The following is a 14,056-nucleotide window of genomic DNA, read 5'->3' on the forward strand; positions in this document are numbered from 1 at the left end:
CCGCACAGGCTCACGACCAGGCTGGGACGGGTTCACGCATACCTGTCTCCCAGGTAGACAGCGCCCCGGTCCCGACCGGCTGCCAAGACGTCGGCGATGACGGCCGGCAGGCACGGCGGCAGTGTGCGCAGTCCGGGGAGCTTGTCGAGAGCGAGCCATTCGACGCCGACCTGCTCGAAGTCCTCGGCGGGCCCGCCGAGGACCGAGGGCTCGTGGAGGATGCGACACCGGAACATCGCCTCGACCCGATGCCCGGTCCCGGACATCATCTGGTGGCCGCCGGGGTGGTTGGCCTGGATGTACTCGCGTACCACCGCCAGGTCCTCGGCCCTCACGCGCACGCCGGTCTCCTCGAAGACCTCCCGCTCCGCGCACGCGGCCAGGGTTTCCCCGGCCTTCTGGCCGCCGCCCGGCAACCACCAGGTGTCCGGGCGTGGCCAGTCGCCGCGCACCATCAACACATGCCGGTCACGTACGACCAGGCCGCTCGCCGCGTTCCTGATCCGTCCTTGATCCGTCACCTGCGCCCCGCCCCCTCTCCGCCGGCGTCCGCCACCACAGCACCTACCCCGCCACGGACGACGTCCGCGCCCGGGCGCGCCGCCTGCTTGTCACGCTGCCCCAGCGATACGCCCGTCACTTCACCTGGACTTTGACCCTCCACGGCACGATGACCAGAGGGCAGATACGGCCGTGATCGGGATGACACCTGCGCTGGGCGCTGATCGTGGCGGCACCGCTGCCTTGCACGTGGAACACCGCCGAAGCGCCGCCTTCCGGCGTCGTCCTGCCGCCGGTGCTCCGGAGCACCTTGGAGCCGCTGGAGGCCGGGATGCTCCAGGTGTACGTGAGCCCGCTCTCGCGGTAGCTGGTGAGGCGGACCTCGATGTCATCACCGAGGGACGACGCGATGGTTCGCCCGTCGTCGGAGTTCGTGAGCGTGACGCGCTCCATCGGCACCGCGACAGAGGCGGACCCCGTCGTCAGCGCCATTCCCACGGCGAGCGGAGCGACAAGATACCTGACTGCTTTCACACTTCCCCCCTCCAAACCCAGCACCGCACAGGCCACGGGAGCGCAGCGTTTGCCTTCCTGTCGCGTCCCCTCCTGCGTGTGCACGAACGGGCCTCTCTTTATGGCCAAGAGCCCCCTACCCCCAGGCCACAGATCGCCACTCGCCCATCACTCCCACGGGGGATCACTGAATCATTTGTGCGCTCTGCCGTTTGCTGGCTACCGGGACCGCAGCCGCGGAGCCGGGGGACGGCGTGGGCGCAGGCCGAACGCCGTGGGCATCGCTTCGTGAGAAGGCTGTCCGTCCGCAGCGGGCGACCGAATAGCAAAGGCAAGGAGATTCCACTCCTTGCCACTATCAACATATAACGCACCGGGGGACTTGCGGCAAGACCCGGCCTATACCGCACAATCGGCGGCCGAAAGGCCACAACCTGCGGAAATGGGAGTCGCGGAGTGCGAGTGTTGTTGACGACATGGGGATCGCGCGGAGATGTCGAACCGCTGGCGGGGCTGGCGGTGGGGTTGAGGGAAATCGGCGCGCAGGTGCGGGTATGCGCGCCGCCGGACGAGGAGTTCGCGGCGCTGCTGGCGCGGGTCGGCGTGCCGCTGGTGCCGCTCGGGCCGACGGTGCGTTCGGTGGTCGCCGGAGCGAAGCCACCGACGGCGGAAGACGCTTTCCGGCTCGCTCCCGAGCTGGTCGCCGCGCGGTTCGACACGCTCACCGCGGCGGCCGAGGGGTGTGACGTGCTGCTGGCAACCGGCCTGATGCCGGCCGGCGCACGGGACGTGGCCGAGAAACTGGCCATCCGCTACGTGTACGCGTGCTTCCATATGTCCGGACTGCCCTCGCGGCACTTCCGTCCTGGGGCGCGGCCGGGCAAGCAATCCCCGCAGGACGAGACCGACAACCGGGCGCTGTGGGAGCAGGACGCCCAGAGGGTGAACGGGCTGTACGGCGAGGCGCTCAACAGCCATCGGGCGGCGATCGGCTTGCCGCCGGTGGACAACGTCCGCGACCACGTCTTCACCGAGCAGCCGTGGCTGGCGGCAGACGCGACGCTGTGTCCGTCGCAGGGCATGACGGACCTCGACATCGTGCAGACCGGGGCGTGGATCCTGCCCGACGACCGACCGCTCCCGGCCGACCTGGAGGCGTTCCTGGACGCCGGCGCACCGCCGGTGTACGTGGGTTTCGGCAGCATGGCCGCGCACGCCCCGAAGGGCATCGCCCGGGTAGCCATTGAGGCGATCCGCGCGCAGGGCCGGCGCGTACTCCTCGCCCGTGGCTGGGCCGGCCTGGTTCCGATCGACGACGTCGACGACTGCTTCGTCGTCGGCGAGGTCAACCAGCAGGCACTGTTCCGTAGGGTGGCCGCTGTCGTGCACCACGGAGGGGCGGGCACCACGACGACGGCGGCCCGGGCCGGCGCGCCGCAGGTGGTGGTCCCCCGGATCGCGGACCAGCCGTACTGGGCGGGCCGCGTGGCCGAGCTGGGCATCGGCTCGGCTCACGAGGACCCGACGCCGACCTTTGACTCCCTGTCCGCCGCGCTCACAACGGCCCTGATGCCCGAGACCCGCGCACGAGCGAGTGCCGTGGCCGGCGCGATCCGGACCGACGGGGCGACGGTGGCCGCGAAACTGCTGCTCGACGAGTCAGCCAGGTGAGGCCGCCCGCGTGGCCCGAGAACGCAGCCGCCGACGGAGTCAATCACCCAATTCCTGCCCGATTTCGGGCAGAAATCTAGATGTTTCCGAGTCTTCCGCCCTATGGTGACCGTCCATGATCACCGTAGATGCCTTGTGGACCTTCTCTCTGATGGTCGGACTTCTCACCCTCACTCCCGGGCTGGACACCGCGCTCGTCCTGCGCACTGCCGCGCTCGGGCGCCGCCGTCGTGCCTGGGGCGTGGTCCTCGGCATCCAGAGCGGCACCCTGGCCTGGGGCGTCCTCACCTCGCTGCGGGCGTGCTCCTGGCCGGCGTGCACATCCTTCTGGCCGTCGTCTGGAGCTGTGCACTGATCGCTCTCGCGCACGTGCTCCGGGACCGTCTGCAACGGCCCTCTGCCCGCCGCTGTCTGGACCGCATCACCGGCACGGTCATCGCCGCCTTCGGTCTCCGGCTCGCGCTCGGGGAGTGAGGCGCGGCCGACGAGACCATAGACCGGCCGGCAAATAGATCGAAGTGAAAGGACACGTACACATGAGGGCGCTCCCCACCAACACGGAAGCCGTGGTCTTCGACTGCGACGGACTGCTGGTCGACACCGAAGCCTGTTGGACCGTCGCGGAAACGGCCGTCTTCGCCGCGCACGGCCATTCCTTCGGCCACGAACAGAAAGCGCTGGTCATCGGCCGTACCGTGGAGGGTGCGGCAGAGGCCATGGCGGAGTACTTCGGGCGTCCCGGAGCCGGTGCCGAACTCGCCGCCGAACTCCTCGACAGAGTCCGCAAGGAACTGGCCCGGGGCGCCGCCGCGCTGCCCGGGGCGGCGGAGCTGGTGCGCGCCTGCCGGGCAGCCGTGCCCGTAGCCGTCGCCAGCAACAGCCCCCGGGAACTGCTGGACGCGGCACTGGAGTCGGCTGGTCTCGCCGAATACTTCACCCACACGTTCGCCGCCGACGAGGTACGTTCCCCCAAGCCCGCACCGGACCTCTACCTGACGGCATGCGAGGCACTCGGTGCGGCCCCGGGGCGTTCCGTCGCCTTCGAGGACTCGGCCACGGGCATCTCCTCGGCGCGTGCTGCCGGGCTTTACGTCGCGGTCGTGCCGTCCCTTCCAGGGGCCGACCTCGACCACGATTGGCTGGGTGCCGGGCTGGACGAACCGGAATTGCTGGACTGGGCCGGGAGGTTGGGGTACGACACCGTCGTCTGACCCGCCCACTCGGAGTGGGGGAGGAGGGCGGAACGCAGTGCGAGCGTGGCGCGATGCGACGCCGTGCCCTATGCGGGGCCGGGGCCTGGGCTGTCGAGGAAGCGAAGCAGTACGGCGGCCTCCGCGCGGAGCTGCGCGGCCCGGTCGGCGTGCGCGGGCGAAGTCAACTGCGCTGCGACCTCCAGCCGCTCAACGGCCTCGGCGCGCACTACCTCCACCACGCTGCGCTCGCTCAGCTCACGCCGCGTCGCTTCGGTGACGCCGACACCGACAGGCGAGTGCTCGAGGGCCGAGCCGCGGAGCTCGGCATCGTCCACGGGCACCGCCTCAGCGTTGTCCAGCGCAGCGAGTGTTGAGCGCAGGGCGCTCACCGCGGCCTTGTCGCGGGCGCGCATCGCTTCCGGCAATGCTTGACGCATACGAAGACGTAAAGACATGCCGGTGACCTTATGGCCGTACCTCTGGCCGCACAACGCGATATACGACCTGCGCCCGGATTCGGGTCAGCTCGTGCTTCTTTCAGCGGCATTGGCCTGCCACTTGCGTCCCATCGCCCGGAACAGCGCCGGGTACACCCCCACGTACCGGAAGGGCTTGATACCTGCCATGTAGAGCGCACCGAAAAGCCCGTTCGGCTTCACCAGAACGGCCATCTGGCCGCGGTAGCCGCCGGCCTCGTCCGGGACCCAGCCGATGTGCATCACCGCGTGCACGGTCCGGTTGGCGATCTCGGCCGCCCATTCGTCGTGCAGTTGGTAGACGGAGACGAACGGGGCCGAATGGACATCGGGCCCCCGGGGAGCCTCGCGGAGGTCGGCGGGCAACCGGTCGCGCAGCGTCTGCACCCGGGCGCCGAGTCCGGCGCCGGACTTGTCCCAGCCGAGCAGCTTCCCGAGCTTCCAGCGGATGCTGAAGAGGATGCGGTACGCGGGGGAGGAGATGGTCGTTCCGTCGCCCGCGCCGTTCGCGATCTGGCGCACCAGGTGCGGGAGGTCGTCCGGACCGCCCGGTGTCGGCAGCGCCCACACGTCTTCGACCTGGAAGTCGCCGGCGATCTCGTGGATCCGCCAGGGGCGGGTGGTGTGTGCGGTGCTGGGGAGTCTCATGAGCGGGCCCCTATCTATACGATGCCGTATAGATCAAGCTAGCACCGTCTATACGGCACCGTATACACGAGGGGTGACGTGAGAGGAGACACATCATGGGTACGACCCGCACGCCGCGCGGCAAATGGATCGAGGAGGGGTTGAGAGCGCTCTCCGCCGGTGGGCCGGAGGCCGTTCGGATCGAATTGCTGGCGCAGGCGCTCGGTGTCAGCAAGGGCGGCTTCTATGGGTACTTCGACAACCGGGGTGCGCTGCTCGCCGAGATGCTCGACACGTGGGAGCGCGAGGTCACCGAGAGCGTGATCGAACAGGTCGAGAGCGGCGGGGGAGACGCCAGGGCCAAGCTGGTGCGGCTGTTCACGATCGCCGCGTCCGAGGACGGGCCGGTGACGGGCACTTCGGTCGACCTCGCGATCCGTGACTGGGCGCGGCGCGACGAGGCCGTCGCGCAGCGGCTCCGACGCGTCGACAACCGGCGAATGGACTACCTGCGCTCGCTGTTCGGCGCCATCTGCCCCGACGAGGGCGAGGTCGAGGTCCGCTGCATGGTGGCCTTCTCGCTGCGCATCGGACATCACTTCATCGCCGCCGACCACGGCAGTCACAGCCGGGGGGAGATGATGGAGCTGACCAGGAAATGGCTCCTCGGCTAAGGCGTGTTCGAGGCGCGGTCACGATGGCGTCCGGAAGATCAACTGCTTGACCGTCGGAGAACGACATCTCGCCCGACGGCGAGGGGATGACCGTCCCCGAGCTCCGGGAGGCCATGGCCTCCTACATCCGGCCCGAGGACGACCTGGCGGCGGAGTCCGAGGTGCTCGTGGAGCGCGGCTGGCTGACCCGGGACGCCGAGGACCGGCTGTGGCTCACCAAGGAGGGGGAAGAGGCCCGCGTCGACCTCGCGCGCAACGCCCCCGCGATCCGCGCCGCCCTCCACGAAGGCATCGACGACGCGGACTACGTCACCACGATGAAGGTGCTCCAGCAGCTGATCCGCAACGCGGGCGGGACGGTCGCCTGACAGCCACCGGCCGGCTGGGCGTCAGAATCCCAGTGCCGGGGCGCCGTCGGTTCTGCGGTCGTAGAGCTCCTGCGGTGCGGACCAGTTGTAGCCGGTGTGCTGGGACCACAGGATGTGGTTGTCGCTCGCGCCTCGCCAGGCCATGAGGAGTCGTCCGTTGGTGCCGCGCGCGAGGGCCGGTGCTGCTTGGGTGTTGCGGTCGGTGAGGGCTTGCTGGGTGGACCAGTTGGTTCCGTCGAAGTACGACCACCAGATGAGGGTGTCGTTACCTGAGCCCCGCCAGGCCATCACGGGTGTGCCGTCCGCGCCGGTGCCCAGCGCCGGGGAACCGTCGGTTCTGCGGTCGTTGAGCGGCTGCTGCGCGGACCAGCCGTAACCGGTGTGCTGCGACCACCAGATGTGGTTGTCGGCCGCCCCTCGCCACGCCATCAGAAGCCGTCCGTTGCTGCCGCGGGTGAGGGCGGGCGCCGCTTCGGTACGGCGATCGGTCAAGGCCTGTTGCGGGGACCATGAGGTTCCGTTGAACTGCGACCACCAGATGAGATTGTCGGCCCCTGTGCCCCGCCAGGCCATCACCGGTGTGCCGTCCGCGCCGGTGCCCAGTGCGGGCGATCCGTCGGTTCTTCGGTCATTGAGTGCTTGTGGTGCGGTCCAGCCGGCACCGTCGTATTGAGACCACCAGATGTGGTTGTCGGCAGCGCCGCGCCAGGCCATGAGGAGCTGCCCGTTGGCGCCGCGGGTGAGGGCGGGTGCCGCTTCGCTGCGGCGGTCGGTGAGGGCTTGCTGGGTGGACCAGCTGGTTCCGTCGAATTGCGACCACCAGATGAGATTGTCCGACCCCATGCCCCGCCAGGCCATGACGGGCTTGTCGACCGCCTGGGCGGCGGTGCGGGCTTCACTTTCGGCGTGAGAAGCCTGGGGCTGCGCCACCAGCGTGGCGAGCAGCGCGGCGGCCGCGCACAGTACGTAGCGTGTGCGGCTTCGGTGTCTTCGGCTGCGGCTGCGGCTGTGGCCGCGGCTTCGGCTGCCGCGAGTTGACGACCGGGATGTCAGTGGTAAGTGGATCATTCCTGCCTCCCTGGTAGGTGGCGTGGATGCCTGTACGCGATCACGTTGAGAGCTCGTCCGGCGAACGTGTCCGTCCGAATGCGGCGGGAGTCGGGGGTGACGGGAAGCTTCCTCTGGCGTGAGAGCGACGATGTGCTGCCGAAGTGGCGCCGGCATTCCCATGCGTCGGACGACGATGGCGCGGTCGGCTTTCCCCCGCAAGCCCGCCGACAAGTTCGGCGGATACTGGCGGGCTGGGCGCAGGCCGGGGCACGACGGCGAAGGCGCGCTATGTGGCCATCCCCCACGAGCAGCGTCGGCGCTACGTATGCTCACCCCATCGAACCGCAGGCACCGTCGACCTAAGGTGCCGGCATGACCGGCCCCACACACCACTCCCACAGCCCTGATCATCCCGGCCACCCCGTCGCCCCCGACTTCGCGGGGCGCACCGCCCTCGTCAGCGGCGCCGCCGGCGGTATCGGCGCGGCATGTGCTCTGCGGCTCGCCGCCGCCGGGGCGAGGGTGCGCGCCCTGGACCGGGATGCCGACGGGCTCGCGGCACTCGGCCGGAGGGCGCGATCCCTGCCCGGAAGCGTCGAGGCCGTGTGCCTCGACCTCGGAGATCTCGACGCGGCCGAGCACGCCGCCGGCGACGTCGACATCCTCGTCAACAATGCCGGAATCCAGGTGGTGCGCCCCATCGAGGATTTCCCGCCCGACGCCTTCCATCGGATCATCACCGTCATGCTGGAGGCCCCGTTCCGGTTACTGAGGGGTGCTCTGCCGCACATGTACGGCCAGGGCTGGGGCCGGGTCGTCAACATCTCGTCCGTCCACGGGCTGCGCGCGTCCGCCTACAAGTCCGCCTACGTCGCCGCCAAGCACGGCCTCGAGGGGCTGTCCAAGACCGCTGCCCTCGAGGGGGCACCCCACGGCGTCACTTCCAACTGCGTGAGCCCCGGATATGTACGTACGCCGCTGGTCGAGAAGCAGCTCGCGGACCAGGCGGCCGCGCACTCCCTCCCCGTCGATCGCGTCCTGGCGGATGTCCTCCTGGCCGGGCAGGCGCTCAAACGGCTCGTCGAACCGGAAGAGGTCGCCGAGGCGGTCGCTTATCTCTGTGGACCGCACGCCTCCTTCATCACCGGTACGACGCTGACGATGGATGGTGGATGGACCGCTCGGTGAGGGACCGCTCGTTGAGGGACCGCTCGCGGGTGGATCACTGACCCATTGACCTGGTGGTGGACCGCCCGCCGACCGGCGGTAAGCCTGTCCCCATGGCCGACGACCACACTGACCACATTGACCACGCCGACAGCCCCTTCGCCACCTACCTCGCGCTGCTCGCGAGCGGCGCGCCCGCCGCGGCGTACGAACGGCCCGTCCTGCGCGCCCGCGCCGACGGGGCGTCAACGGAACGGCTCGCCGCCGTGGAGCACGCCAAGCTCCTCGCCTTACGTGTCCGGGCCGAGCTGGAGGACCGCAGAAGGCGCGAAGCCGAGCTGTCGGCGCTCTTCGCCACCGCGCACGACCTGGCGGGGCTGCGCGACGTCGACGCGGTGCTCCGGGCCATCGTGCGGCGCGCCCGTTCGCTGCTGGGCACCGATGCCGCGTATCTCACCCTTCACGACGCGGTCGCCGGAGACACCTATATGCGGGTCACCGAAGGCTCGGTCTCGGCGCGCTTCCAGGCACTGCGGCTGGGTATGGGGGAGGGGCTCGGCGGACTCGTCGCGCAGACGGCACGGCCGTACGCCACCGACAGCTACCTGGACGATCCCCGCTTCCAGCACACCCCGGTCATCGACTCGGGCGTGCGCGACGAGGGGCTCGTCGCGATCCTGGGCGTCCCCCTGCAGCTGGGCAGCGGCGTCATCGGCGTTCTCTTCGCCGCCGACCGGCGTTTCCGCGTCTTCAACCGGCAGCAGATCGCCCTGCTGGGGTCCCTCGCCGCGCACGCGGCCGTGGCCATCGACACCGCCGACCTCCTCGCGGAAACCCGCTCCGCGCTGGCCGACCTCGAGGCGGCCAACGCGGTCATCCGCGACCGCAGCGCCGCCGTCGAGCGCGCCGCCGACATCCACGACCGGCTCACCGAGCTCGTCCTGCGCGGCGGGGGAGTGCACGACGTGGCCGCTGCGGTCGCCGAAGTGCTCGGCGGCCGCGTCGAGTTCCTCGACTCGGGCGACGGGCCCGCGCCCGCCGTCGAACGTTCCCGCGCCGAGGGCCGCGCCGTCCGCCACGGCGACGACTGGATCGCGGCCGTCTCCGCCGCCGACGAACTGATGGGCGCCCTGCGCCTGTGCGACCGCCCCGGCCTCGACCCCGTCGACCGGCGAGCCCTGGAGCGCGCCGCCATGGTCACCTCACTCCTGCAACTGGCCCGCCGCTCCGTGGGTGAGGCCGAACAGCGCGTACGCGGCGAGCTCCTGGACGACCTGCTGGACGCCCCCGAACGAGCTCCCCGCCTTCTGCGCAAGCGCGCCGCCCGCCTGCGCGCGGACCTCGACACGCCCCACATCGTCCTCGCCGCCCGGATCGCGGACGAGCACGCCGACGCCCCCGCCGACCGTCAGCGCCTGTGGTCCGCCGCCTCCCACCTTGCCGCCACCGGCCACGGCCTCGCCGTCGCCCGAGACGGCGGCACCGTACTGCTCCTGCCCCACGGCCCGCACGACAGCGCCACCACGACGGCCCGGGCCACCGCACGCCGCCTCGAAGCCGCCCTCCACACACGGGTCACCGTCGGCGCCTCCACCCCGGTACCCGCCCCGGCCGCCCGCCCCTGCGACGTCGCCGCCGCCTACGCCGAAGCCCGCCGTTGCCTGGACGTACTGCACGCACTCGGGCGGGGCGGGGAAGGCGCGTCGGCCGATGACTTCGGATTCCTGGGCCTGCTGCTGACCGGTACGTACGGCGGAACCGATGGCGGATCCCGTGGCGGATCCCGTGGCGGATCCCGTGGCGGATCCCACGACGGATCCCACGACGGATCCCGCGTCGGGGAGTTCGTCGCCCGCACCATAGGACCCGTCATCGACTACGACGCCCGGCGCGGCACCGCGCTCGTCCGCACCCTCGACGCCTATTACGCCTGCGGCATGAGCCCCGCGCGCACCAAGGACGAACTGCACGTGCACGTGAACACCGTCGCCCAGCGTCTGGACCGCGTGGGCCGCCTCCTCGGCGCGGACTGGCAGTCGCCCGCCCGCGCCCTGGAGATTCAGCTCGCGCTGCGCCTGCACCGGCTCTCACCGTCGCTCGGCGGCGGCAGATGAAGGCTGAGCGAGCTCAGCAGACTCGCCCGGCTCGTCGGAGAGGTCGCGGTGCCGCGTCTCCTGCGCGCACCCGACCGCGACGAGCGTGAGGACGGACGCGGCCATCACGTACAGGGCGATCGGAGTCGCGCTGCCGTAGTCGGCGAGCAGCGCTGTGGCGATCAGGGGAGCCGGGGCGCCGGCGGCTACGGACGAGAACTGGGCTCCGATCGACGCGCCGGAGTACCGCACCCGGGTCGCGAACATCTCCGAGAAGAACGCGGCCTGGGGCGCGTACATCGCGCCGTGGCACACGAGCCCCACCGTCACGGCGACGACCAGTGACAGGAACGACCCCCTGTCGACGAGCGCGAAGAAGGGGAGCGCCCAGGCACCCACCCCCGCCGCGCCCAGCAGATAGACGGGCCGCCGGCCGATCCGGTCGGACAGGGCGCCCCACGCGGGGATGACGGCGAAGTGCACGGCCGAGCCGATCAGAACCGCGTTGAGGGCCGTCTGCTTGGACAGATGCGTCTGCTCGGTCGCGTAGACGAGGATGAAAGCGGTGATGACGTAGTAGCTGATGTTCTCCGCCATCCGCGCGCCCATGGCGATGAGGATGTCCCGCCACTGGTCACGCAGGACGGCCACGAGCGGCATCCGCTCGGCGCCTTTCCCCGTCTCCTTTCGGGATTCGGCGCGGGCCAGCGCTGCCTTGAACACCGGCGATTCGTCCACGGACAGCCGAATCCACAGCCCCACCATCACCAGCAGCCCCGACAACAGGAACGGCACCCGCCAGCCCCACGACACGAACGCCTCATCCGACAGTGCAGCCGTCAGCGCGGACAGCACCCCGGTCGCAAGCAACTGCCCGGCAGGCGCCCCGGTCTGCGGCCACGCCGCCCAGAACCCCCGCCGCCGTGCATCCCCGTGCTCCGACACGAGCAGCACCGCACCACCCCACTCACCCCCGAGCGCGAACCCCTGCACGAGCCGCAGCACGGTGAGCAGCACGGGTGCGAGAGACCCGACCGCGGAATGGGTCGGTAACACCCCGATGGCACACGTCGCGCTCCCCATCATCAACAGGCTCACCACGAGCAACCTCTTCCGCCCCAGCCGGTCGCCGTAGTGCCCGAACACCAACGCCCCGACCGGCCGCGCGGCGAAGCCGACGGCGTAGGTCAGGAACGACAGGAGTGTGCCCACGAGCGGATCGGAGTCGGGGAAGAAGAGCTGGTTGAACACCAGGGCGGCGGCGGAACCGTAGAGGAAGAAGTCGTACCACTCGATGGTGGTCCCGATGAGGCTGGCGACGACGATGCGGGGGAGTGAGTTGGGGGTTGGTGGGTGTGTGGCGGGGGTGGTCATGGTCACCGCTTCCGGGTGGGGGAGGGACGCGTCATTGCGTTGCCACACCGTAGGAAGGGGCAGGTGAGGGGCCTATGTGGCGGGGGACCACACTTCGGGGGCGGGGTGTGAGGGCGGCGGCCATGGGCATTCAGTGCGCATCACCCTGTTGCCGAGAGGGTGAAGGTGTTCTTCCGTGGATGTGATTGTCCGAGACGTGGAGTGCGGGCCCGGCGGATCGCCCAGCTCGGACCTTCGGTGCAAGACGCCCCGCCTGCCTGTTACGTCAGGGAGAGGCAGCCGGACGTAGGTGAACACTCTGGGTCATCCACATCGTGGACCCTGTGCCTCGGTCAAGCGCGACGGAGGCCGTCCCGGTGCATGATCAGGCTTGCGCGCGCCACTGTCCGCGTGAAACTCGACGCTGTCGACGTGGCCGCCGCGGGCAAAGGTCGCCTCAACGTCCGACGAATGTCCAGGTGAAGCGGCCTGGTTCGAGACGCATGGCGACGCTGGAGGTTGAAGAACAGATCAGTCGGCCCATACCCGCACCAGGCAGCGGCCGGCGTGCGGTGGGGGCGGGTCGGCGAATGAAGTCCTGCCGTGGAGGATGGCCATGTTGTCCACCAGTAGCAGGTCACCGCGGCGGAGCCGCACGCGCAGGGCCATGCGAGGGTCCGCCAGGACCTCGTCGAAGGCGTTCAGAGCGGCAACCTGAGCGGTGGACAGCGGGATTCCGTGCTCTTGGTGGCCGCGGGTGATCCAGTACCGGTTGTACTGCACGTGTAGGCGACCGGCACTGCGCCGGAAGACGGGGTAAATGTGTTCGAAGTCCGGCCCGCGGCCGAAGTGGAAGTCCTGGTAGAGGTCAGGAAGGACCTCCGGTCGGGACCTGAGCAGTACGTTGTGTACGGCGTGGCCGCTCACCAGCACCGATTCGCCGCCGTGGCGCGCCGGGCGGATGCACAGCATGCCCAGCAGCCGTGGAGGACCGGGGAATTTCGCCCGGTCGGTGTGCAGGGCGAGGTCTTCCCCGGGGGGCTGCGCGCGTGCCGGGGGCGCGGGGGCGGCGGTCGCAGCCGTCACCAGGTTGTCGCCCGGGTGGTCCGGGTTCACAGGGCGCACGTCGCCCAGCGGTGCCATGAACCGCTGGCACACCACGACGCACTCTTCATCGGTCAACGTGTCAAGTCCGAGGCCGCGTACCACCGCCAGCCCGGGACCGCGGTTCAGGCGCTGCGCGGCCCGGGCCGCGGGATCGGCGCCCTCCTGGCCTGGGGGCGCGTCACCCGTGGCGCCCTCAGGCAGCAGAGGATGCACCGGAACAAGCCAGTCCCGTTCCTTCAGCGTCGCGCCCTGCCACACGGAGGACCCCGCGACTGCAACCGGTGTGTCCATCAACGGGCTCCTTCCGGTCTTTCGGACCTTGCCACCGCCGGGTAGATCGGACCAGCACATACGTCAGGGTGAGGTCATGTGATCTCCCAACGCTGGATGGCGAGGAAGGCTGCCACGGCACGTTCGATGCGATGCACGTTGGTCCCGGTGGCCGGGACGACACTGAGGTGGTCGCAGTCGGAGCGGTAGAGAGGATACTCCTCGCAGGCCATGCGATGTCCGGTGATCACCGAACGGTGGCGCTCCAACCGTCTCTGGAGTCCACGTCTTGCGGGCGATGTGGACGCCAACCCGCTTGCTCGTAGCTGTTTCCGCAAGCGGGGACGTCGTAGGCCCCTCGTCGGGAGAGGGCGTGCTCCCTCCGGGAAGGCGGGCAGGCGCCTCAGGGGCGGACCAGTAGGCCCACTGTGCCGAACGCGTGCGACGCCCCGTACTGCTCGTCGCCTCGGAAGGTGGCGACGTAGCCGTTGGTCAGAGTGCCGGCGCTCGCCGTGCCCAGGCGGAGGGGTCCGATGCACGCGGCCTCTCCCTCGGCGCCGGTGACGGCACGACAGATCTCACTGCCGTCGGGGGTCGTGAACTCCACACGCTTACCCCTGAGCGGCTTGCCGGTCTCGGCGTCGTACAGAAAGGCCCTCGCGCCGATGGAGGGCGGGAAGAGGTTGGCGTTCGCGTTCTGGGTGGAGAGGCGCGTCGCATGCGCTTCACGGGAGCCGTGCTCCCCGTGGGCCGAGGCGGCTTGCGTGCAGGACAGGACCGTGGCGACGGCGAGGACCGCGGTGCCGAACCAGGACCGTACGGACATGGAGTCTCCTTGAGCGGCGGGTTCCGGAGCTGAATGATCTGCTCCTCATACTGTTCGCCTAACGGTGCGATGCGGCGGAGGTTACGGGGTGAACGGACCAGGCGGCGCAGCGTGCCTCAGGCCAAATACTCCTCTGCGAAGAAGGATTGACATGACCGGCACCAGTC

The 14,056-nt window shown here is 70.0% G+C and carries 15 protein-coding genes and 1 pseudogene; 8 read left to right on the plus strand and 8 right to left on the minus strand.

Annotated features, from left to right (window positions below; translation table 11 throughout):
• Positions 1-32 precede the first annotated feature (32 nt).
• Positions 33-521: an NUDIX domain-containing protein gene (locus ACIGXW_RS04670; RefSeq protein ID WP_399569768.1), complete on the minus strand. Its 489-nt coding sequence runs from the start codon at positions 519-521 to the stop codon at positions 33-35.
• A 115-nt stretch (positions 522-636) separates the two neighbouring features.
• Positions 637-993: a hypothetical protein gene (locus ACIGXW_RS04675; protein WP_399569771.1), complete on the minus strand. Its 357-nt coding sequence runs from the start codon at positions 991-993 to the stop codon at positions 637-639.
• 477 nt (positions 994-1,470) lie between these two features.
• On the opposite strand from ACIGXW_RS04675, the gene ACIGXW_RS04680 reads away from it, so the two are divergent.
• The 4 genes from ACIGXW_RS04680 to ACIGXW_RS04695 all read left to right on the plus strand — a co-directional run bounded on the left by ACIGXW_RS04680 (position 1,471) and on the right by ACIGXW_RS04695 (position 3,896).
• The gene (locus ACIGXW_RS04680; protein ID WP_399569773.1) at positions 1,471-2,685 is read left to right on the plus strand and encodes a glycosyltransferase; all 1,215 of its coding nucleotides are present in this window, start codon (positions 1,471-1,473) and stop codon (positions 2,683-2,685) included.
• 115 nt (positions 2,686-2,800) lie between these two features.
• Complete coding sequence (locus ACIGXW_RS04685; RefSeq protein WP_399569776.1) at positions 2,801-3,040, plus strand: hypothetical protein; 240 nt, start codon at positions 2,801-2,803, stop codon at positions 3,038-3,040.
• On the plus strand, positions 3,001-3,159 hold the full coding sequence (locus tag ACIGXW_RS04690) for a LysE family transporter (protein WP_399569778.1): 159 nt from the start codon (positions 3,001-3,003) through the stop codon (positions 3,157-3,159). The genes ACIGXW_RS04685 and ACIGXW_RS04690 overlap by 40 nt, the downstream gene beginning before the upstream one ends.
• 62 nt (positions 3,160-3,221) lie before the next feature.
• Entirely contained in the window at positions 3,222-3,896 is a 675-nt protein-coding gene (locus ACIGXW_RS04695; RefSeq protein ID WP_399569780.1) for an HAD family hydrolase, read from the plus strand.
• A gap of 68 nt (positions 3,897-3,964) precedes the next feature.
• Here the strand turns inward: ACIGXW_RS04695 and ACIGXW_RS04700 are convergent, their stop codons facing one another.
• Positions 3,965-4,291, minus strand: coding sequence for a hypothetical protein (locus ACIGXW_RS04700; RefSeq protein ID WP_399570824.1), 327 nt, complete (start codon positions 4,289-4,291; stop codon positions 3,965-3,967).
• A 108-nt stretch (positions 4,292-4,399) separates the two neighbouring features.
• Complete coding sequence (locus ACIGXW_RS04705; protein ID WP_399569782.1) at positions 4,400-5,002, minus strand: DUF2867 domain-containing protein; 603 nt, start codon at positions 5,000-5,002, stop codon at positions 4,400-4,402.
• 95 nt (positions 5,003-5,097) lie between these two features.
• On the opposite strand from ACIGXW_RS04705, the gene ACIGXW_RS04710 reads away from it, so the two are divergent.
• Positions 5,098-5,655 carry a TetR/AcrR family transcriptional regulator gene (locus tag ACIGXW_RS04710; protein ID WP_399569784.1) on the plus strand — a complete coding sequence of 186 codons (558 nt, stop codon included), beginning with the start codon at positions 5,098-5,100 and terminating at the stop codon, positions 5,653-5,655.
• Positions 5,656-5,708: 53 nt separating this feature from the next.
• A pseudogene (locus ACIGXW_RS04715) lies at positions 5,709-6,023 on the plus strand (MarR family transcriptional regulator); the annotation flags it as partial.
• Between the two features lie 21 nt (positions 6,024-6,044).
• On the opposite strand, the gene ACIGXW_RS04720 reads toward ACIGXW_RS04715, so the two are convergent.
• Positions 6,045-7,091 carry a hypothetical protein gene (locus ACIGXW_RS04720; protein ID WP_399569786.1) on the minus strand — a complete coding sequence of 349 codons (1,047 nt, stop codon included), beginning with the start codon at positions 7,089-7,091 and terminating at the stop codon, positions 6,045-6,047.
• 354 nt (positions 7,092-7,445) lie between these two features.
• On the opposite strand from ACIGXW_RS04720, the gene ACIGXW_RS04725 reads away from it, so the two are divergent.
• Both ACIGXW_RS04725 and ACIGXW_RS04730 read left to right on the plus strand, forming a co-directional pair.
• Positions 7,446-8,261: a 3-hydroxybutyrate dehydrogenase gene (locus ACIGXW_RS04725; RefSeq protein WP_399569788.1), complete on the plus strand. Its 816-nt coding sequence runs from the start codon at positions 7,446-7,448 to the stop codon at positions 8,259-8,261.
• A 92-nt stretch (positions 8,262-8,353) separates the two neighbouring features.
• On the plus strand, positions 8,354-10,354 hold the full coding sequence (locus ACIGXW_RS04730; RefSeq protein ID WP_399569791.1) for a helix-turn-helix domain-containing protein: 2,001 nt from the start codon (positions 8,354-8,356) through the stop codon (positions 10,352-10,354).
• Here ACIGXW_RS04730 and ACIGXW_RS04735 read toward each other — a convergent pair.
• The 3 genes from ACIGXW_RS04735 to ACIGXW_RS04745 all read right to left on the minus strand — a co-directional run bounded on the left by ACIGXW_RS04735 (position 10,328) and on the right by ACIGXW_RS04745 (position 13,889).
• Complete coding sequence (locus ACIGXW_RS04735; RefSeq protein WP_399569793.1) at positions 10,328-11,707, minus strand: MFS transporter; 1,380 nt, start codon at positions 11,705-11,707, stop codon at positions 10,328-10,330. The genes ACIGXW_RS04730 and ACIGXW_RS04735 overlap by 27 nt on opposite strands.
• A 510-nt stretch (positions 11,708-12,217) precedes the next feature.
• The gene (locus ACIGXW_RS04740) at positions 12,218-13,084 is read right to left on the minus strand and encodes a TauD/TfdA family dioxygenase (RefSeq protein ID WP_399569795.1); all 867 of its coding nucleotides are present in this window, start codon (positions 13,082-13,084) and stop codon (positions 12,218-12,220) included.
• Positions 13,085-13,466: 382 nt separating this feature from the next.
• Positions 13,467-13,889 carry a hypothetical protein gene (locus ACIGXW_RS04745; protein WP_399569797.1) on the minus strand — a complete coding sequence of 141 codons (423 nt, stop codon included), beginning with the start codon at positions 13,887-13,889 and terminating at the stop codon, positions 13,467-13,469.
• Positions 13,890-14,056 lie beyond the last annotated feature (167 nt).

The organism is Streptomyces sp. NPDC053079 (assembly GCF_044546695.1).
Taxonomy (GTDB): Bacteria; Actinomycetota; Actinomycetes; order Streptomycetales; family Streptomycetaceae; genus Streptomyces.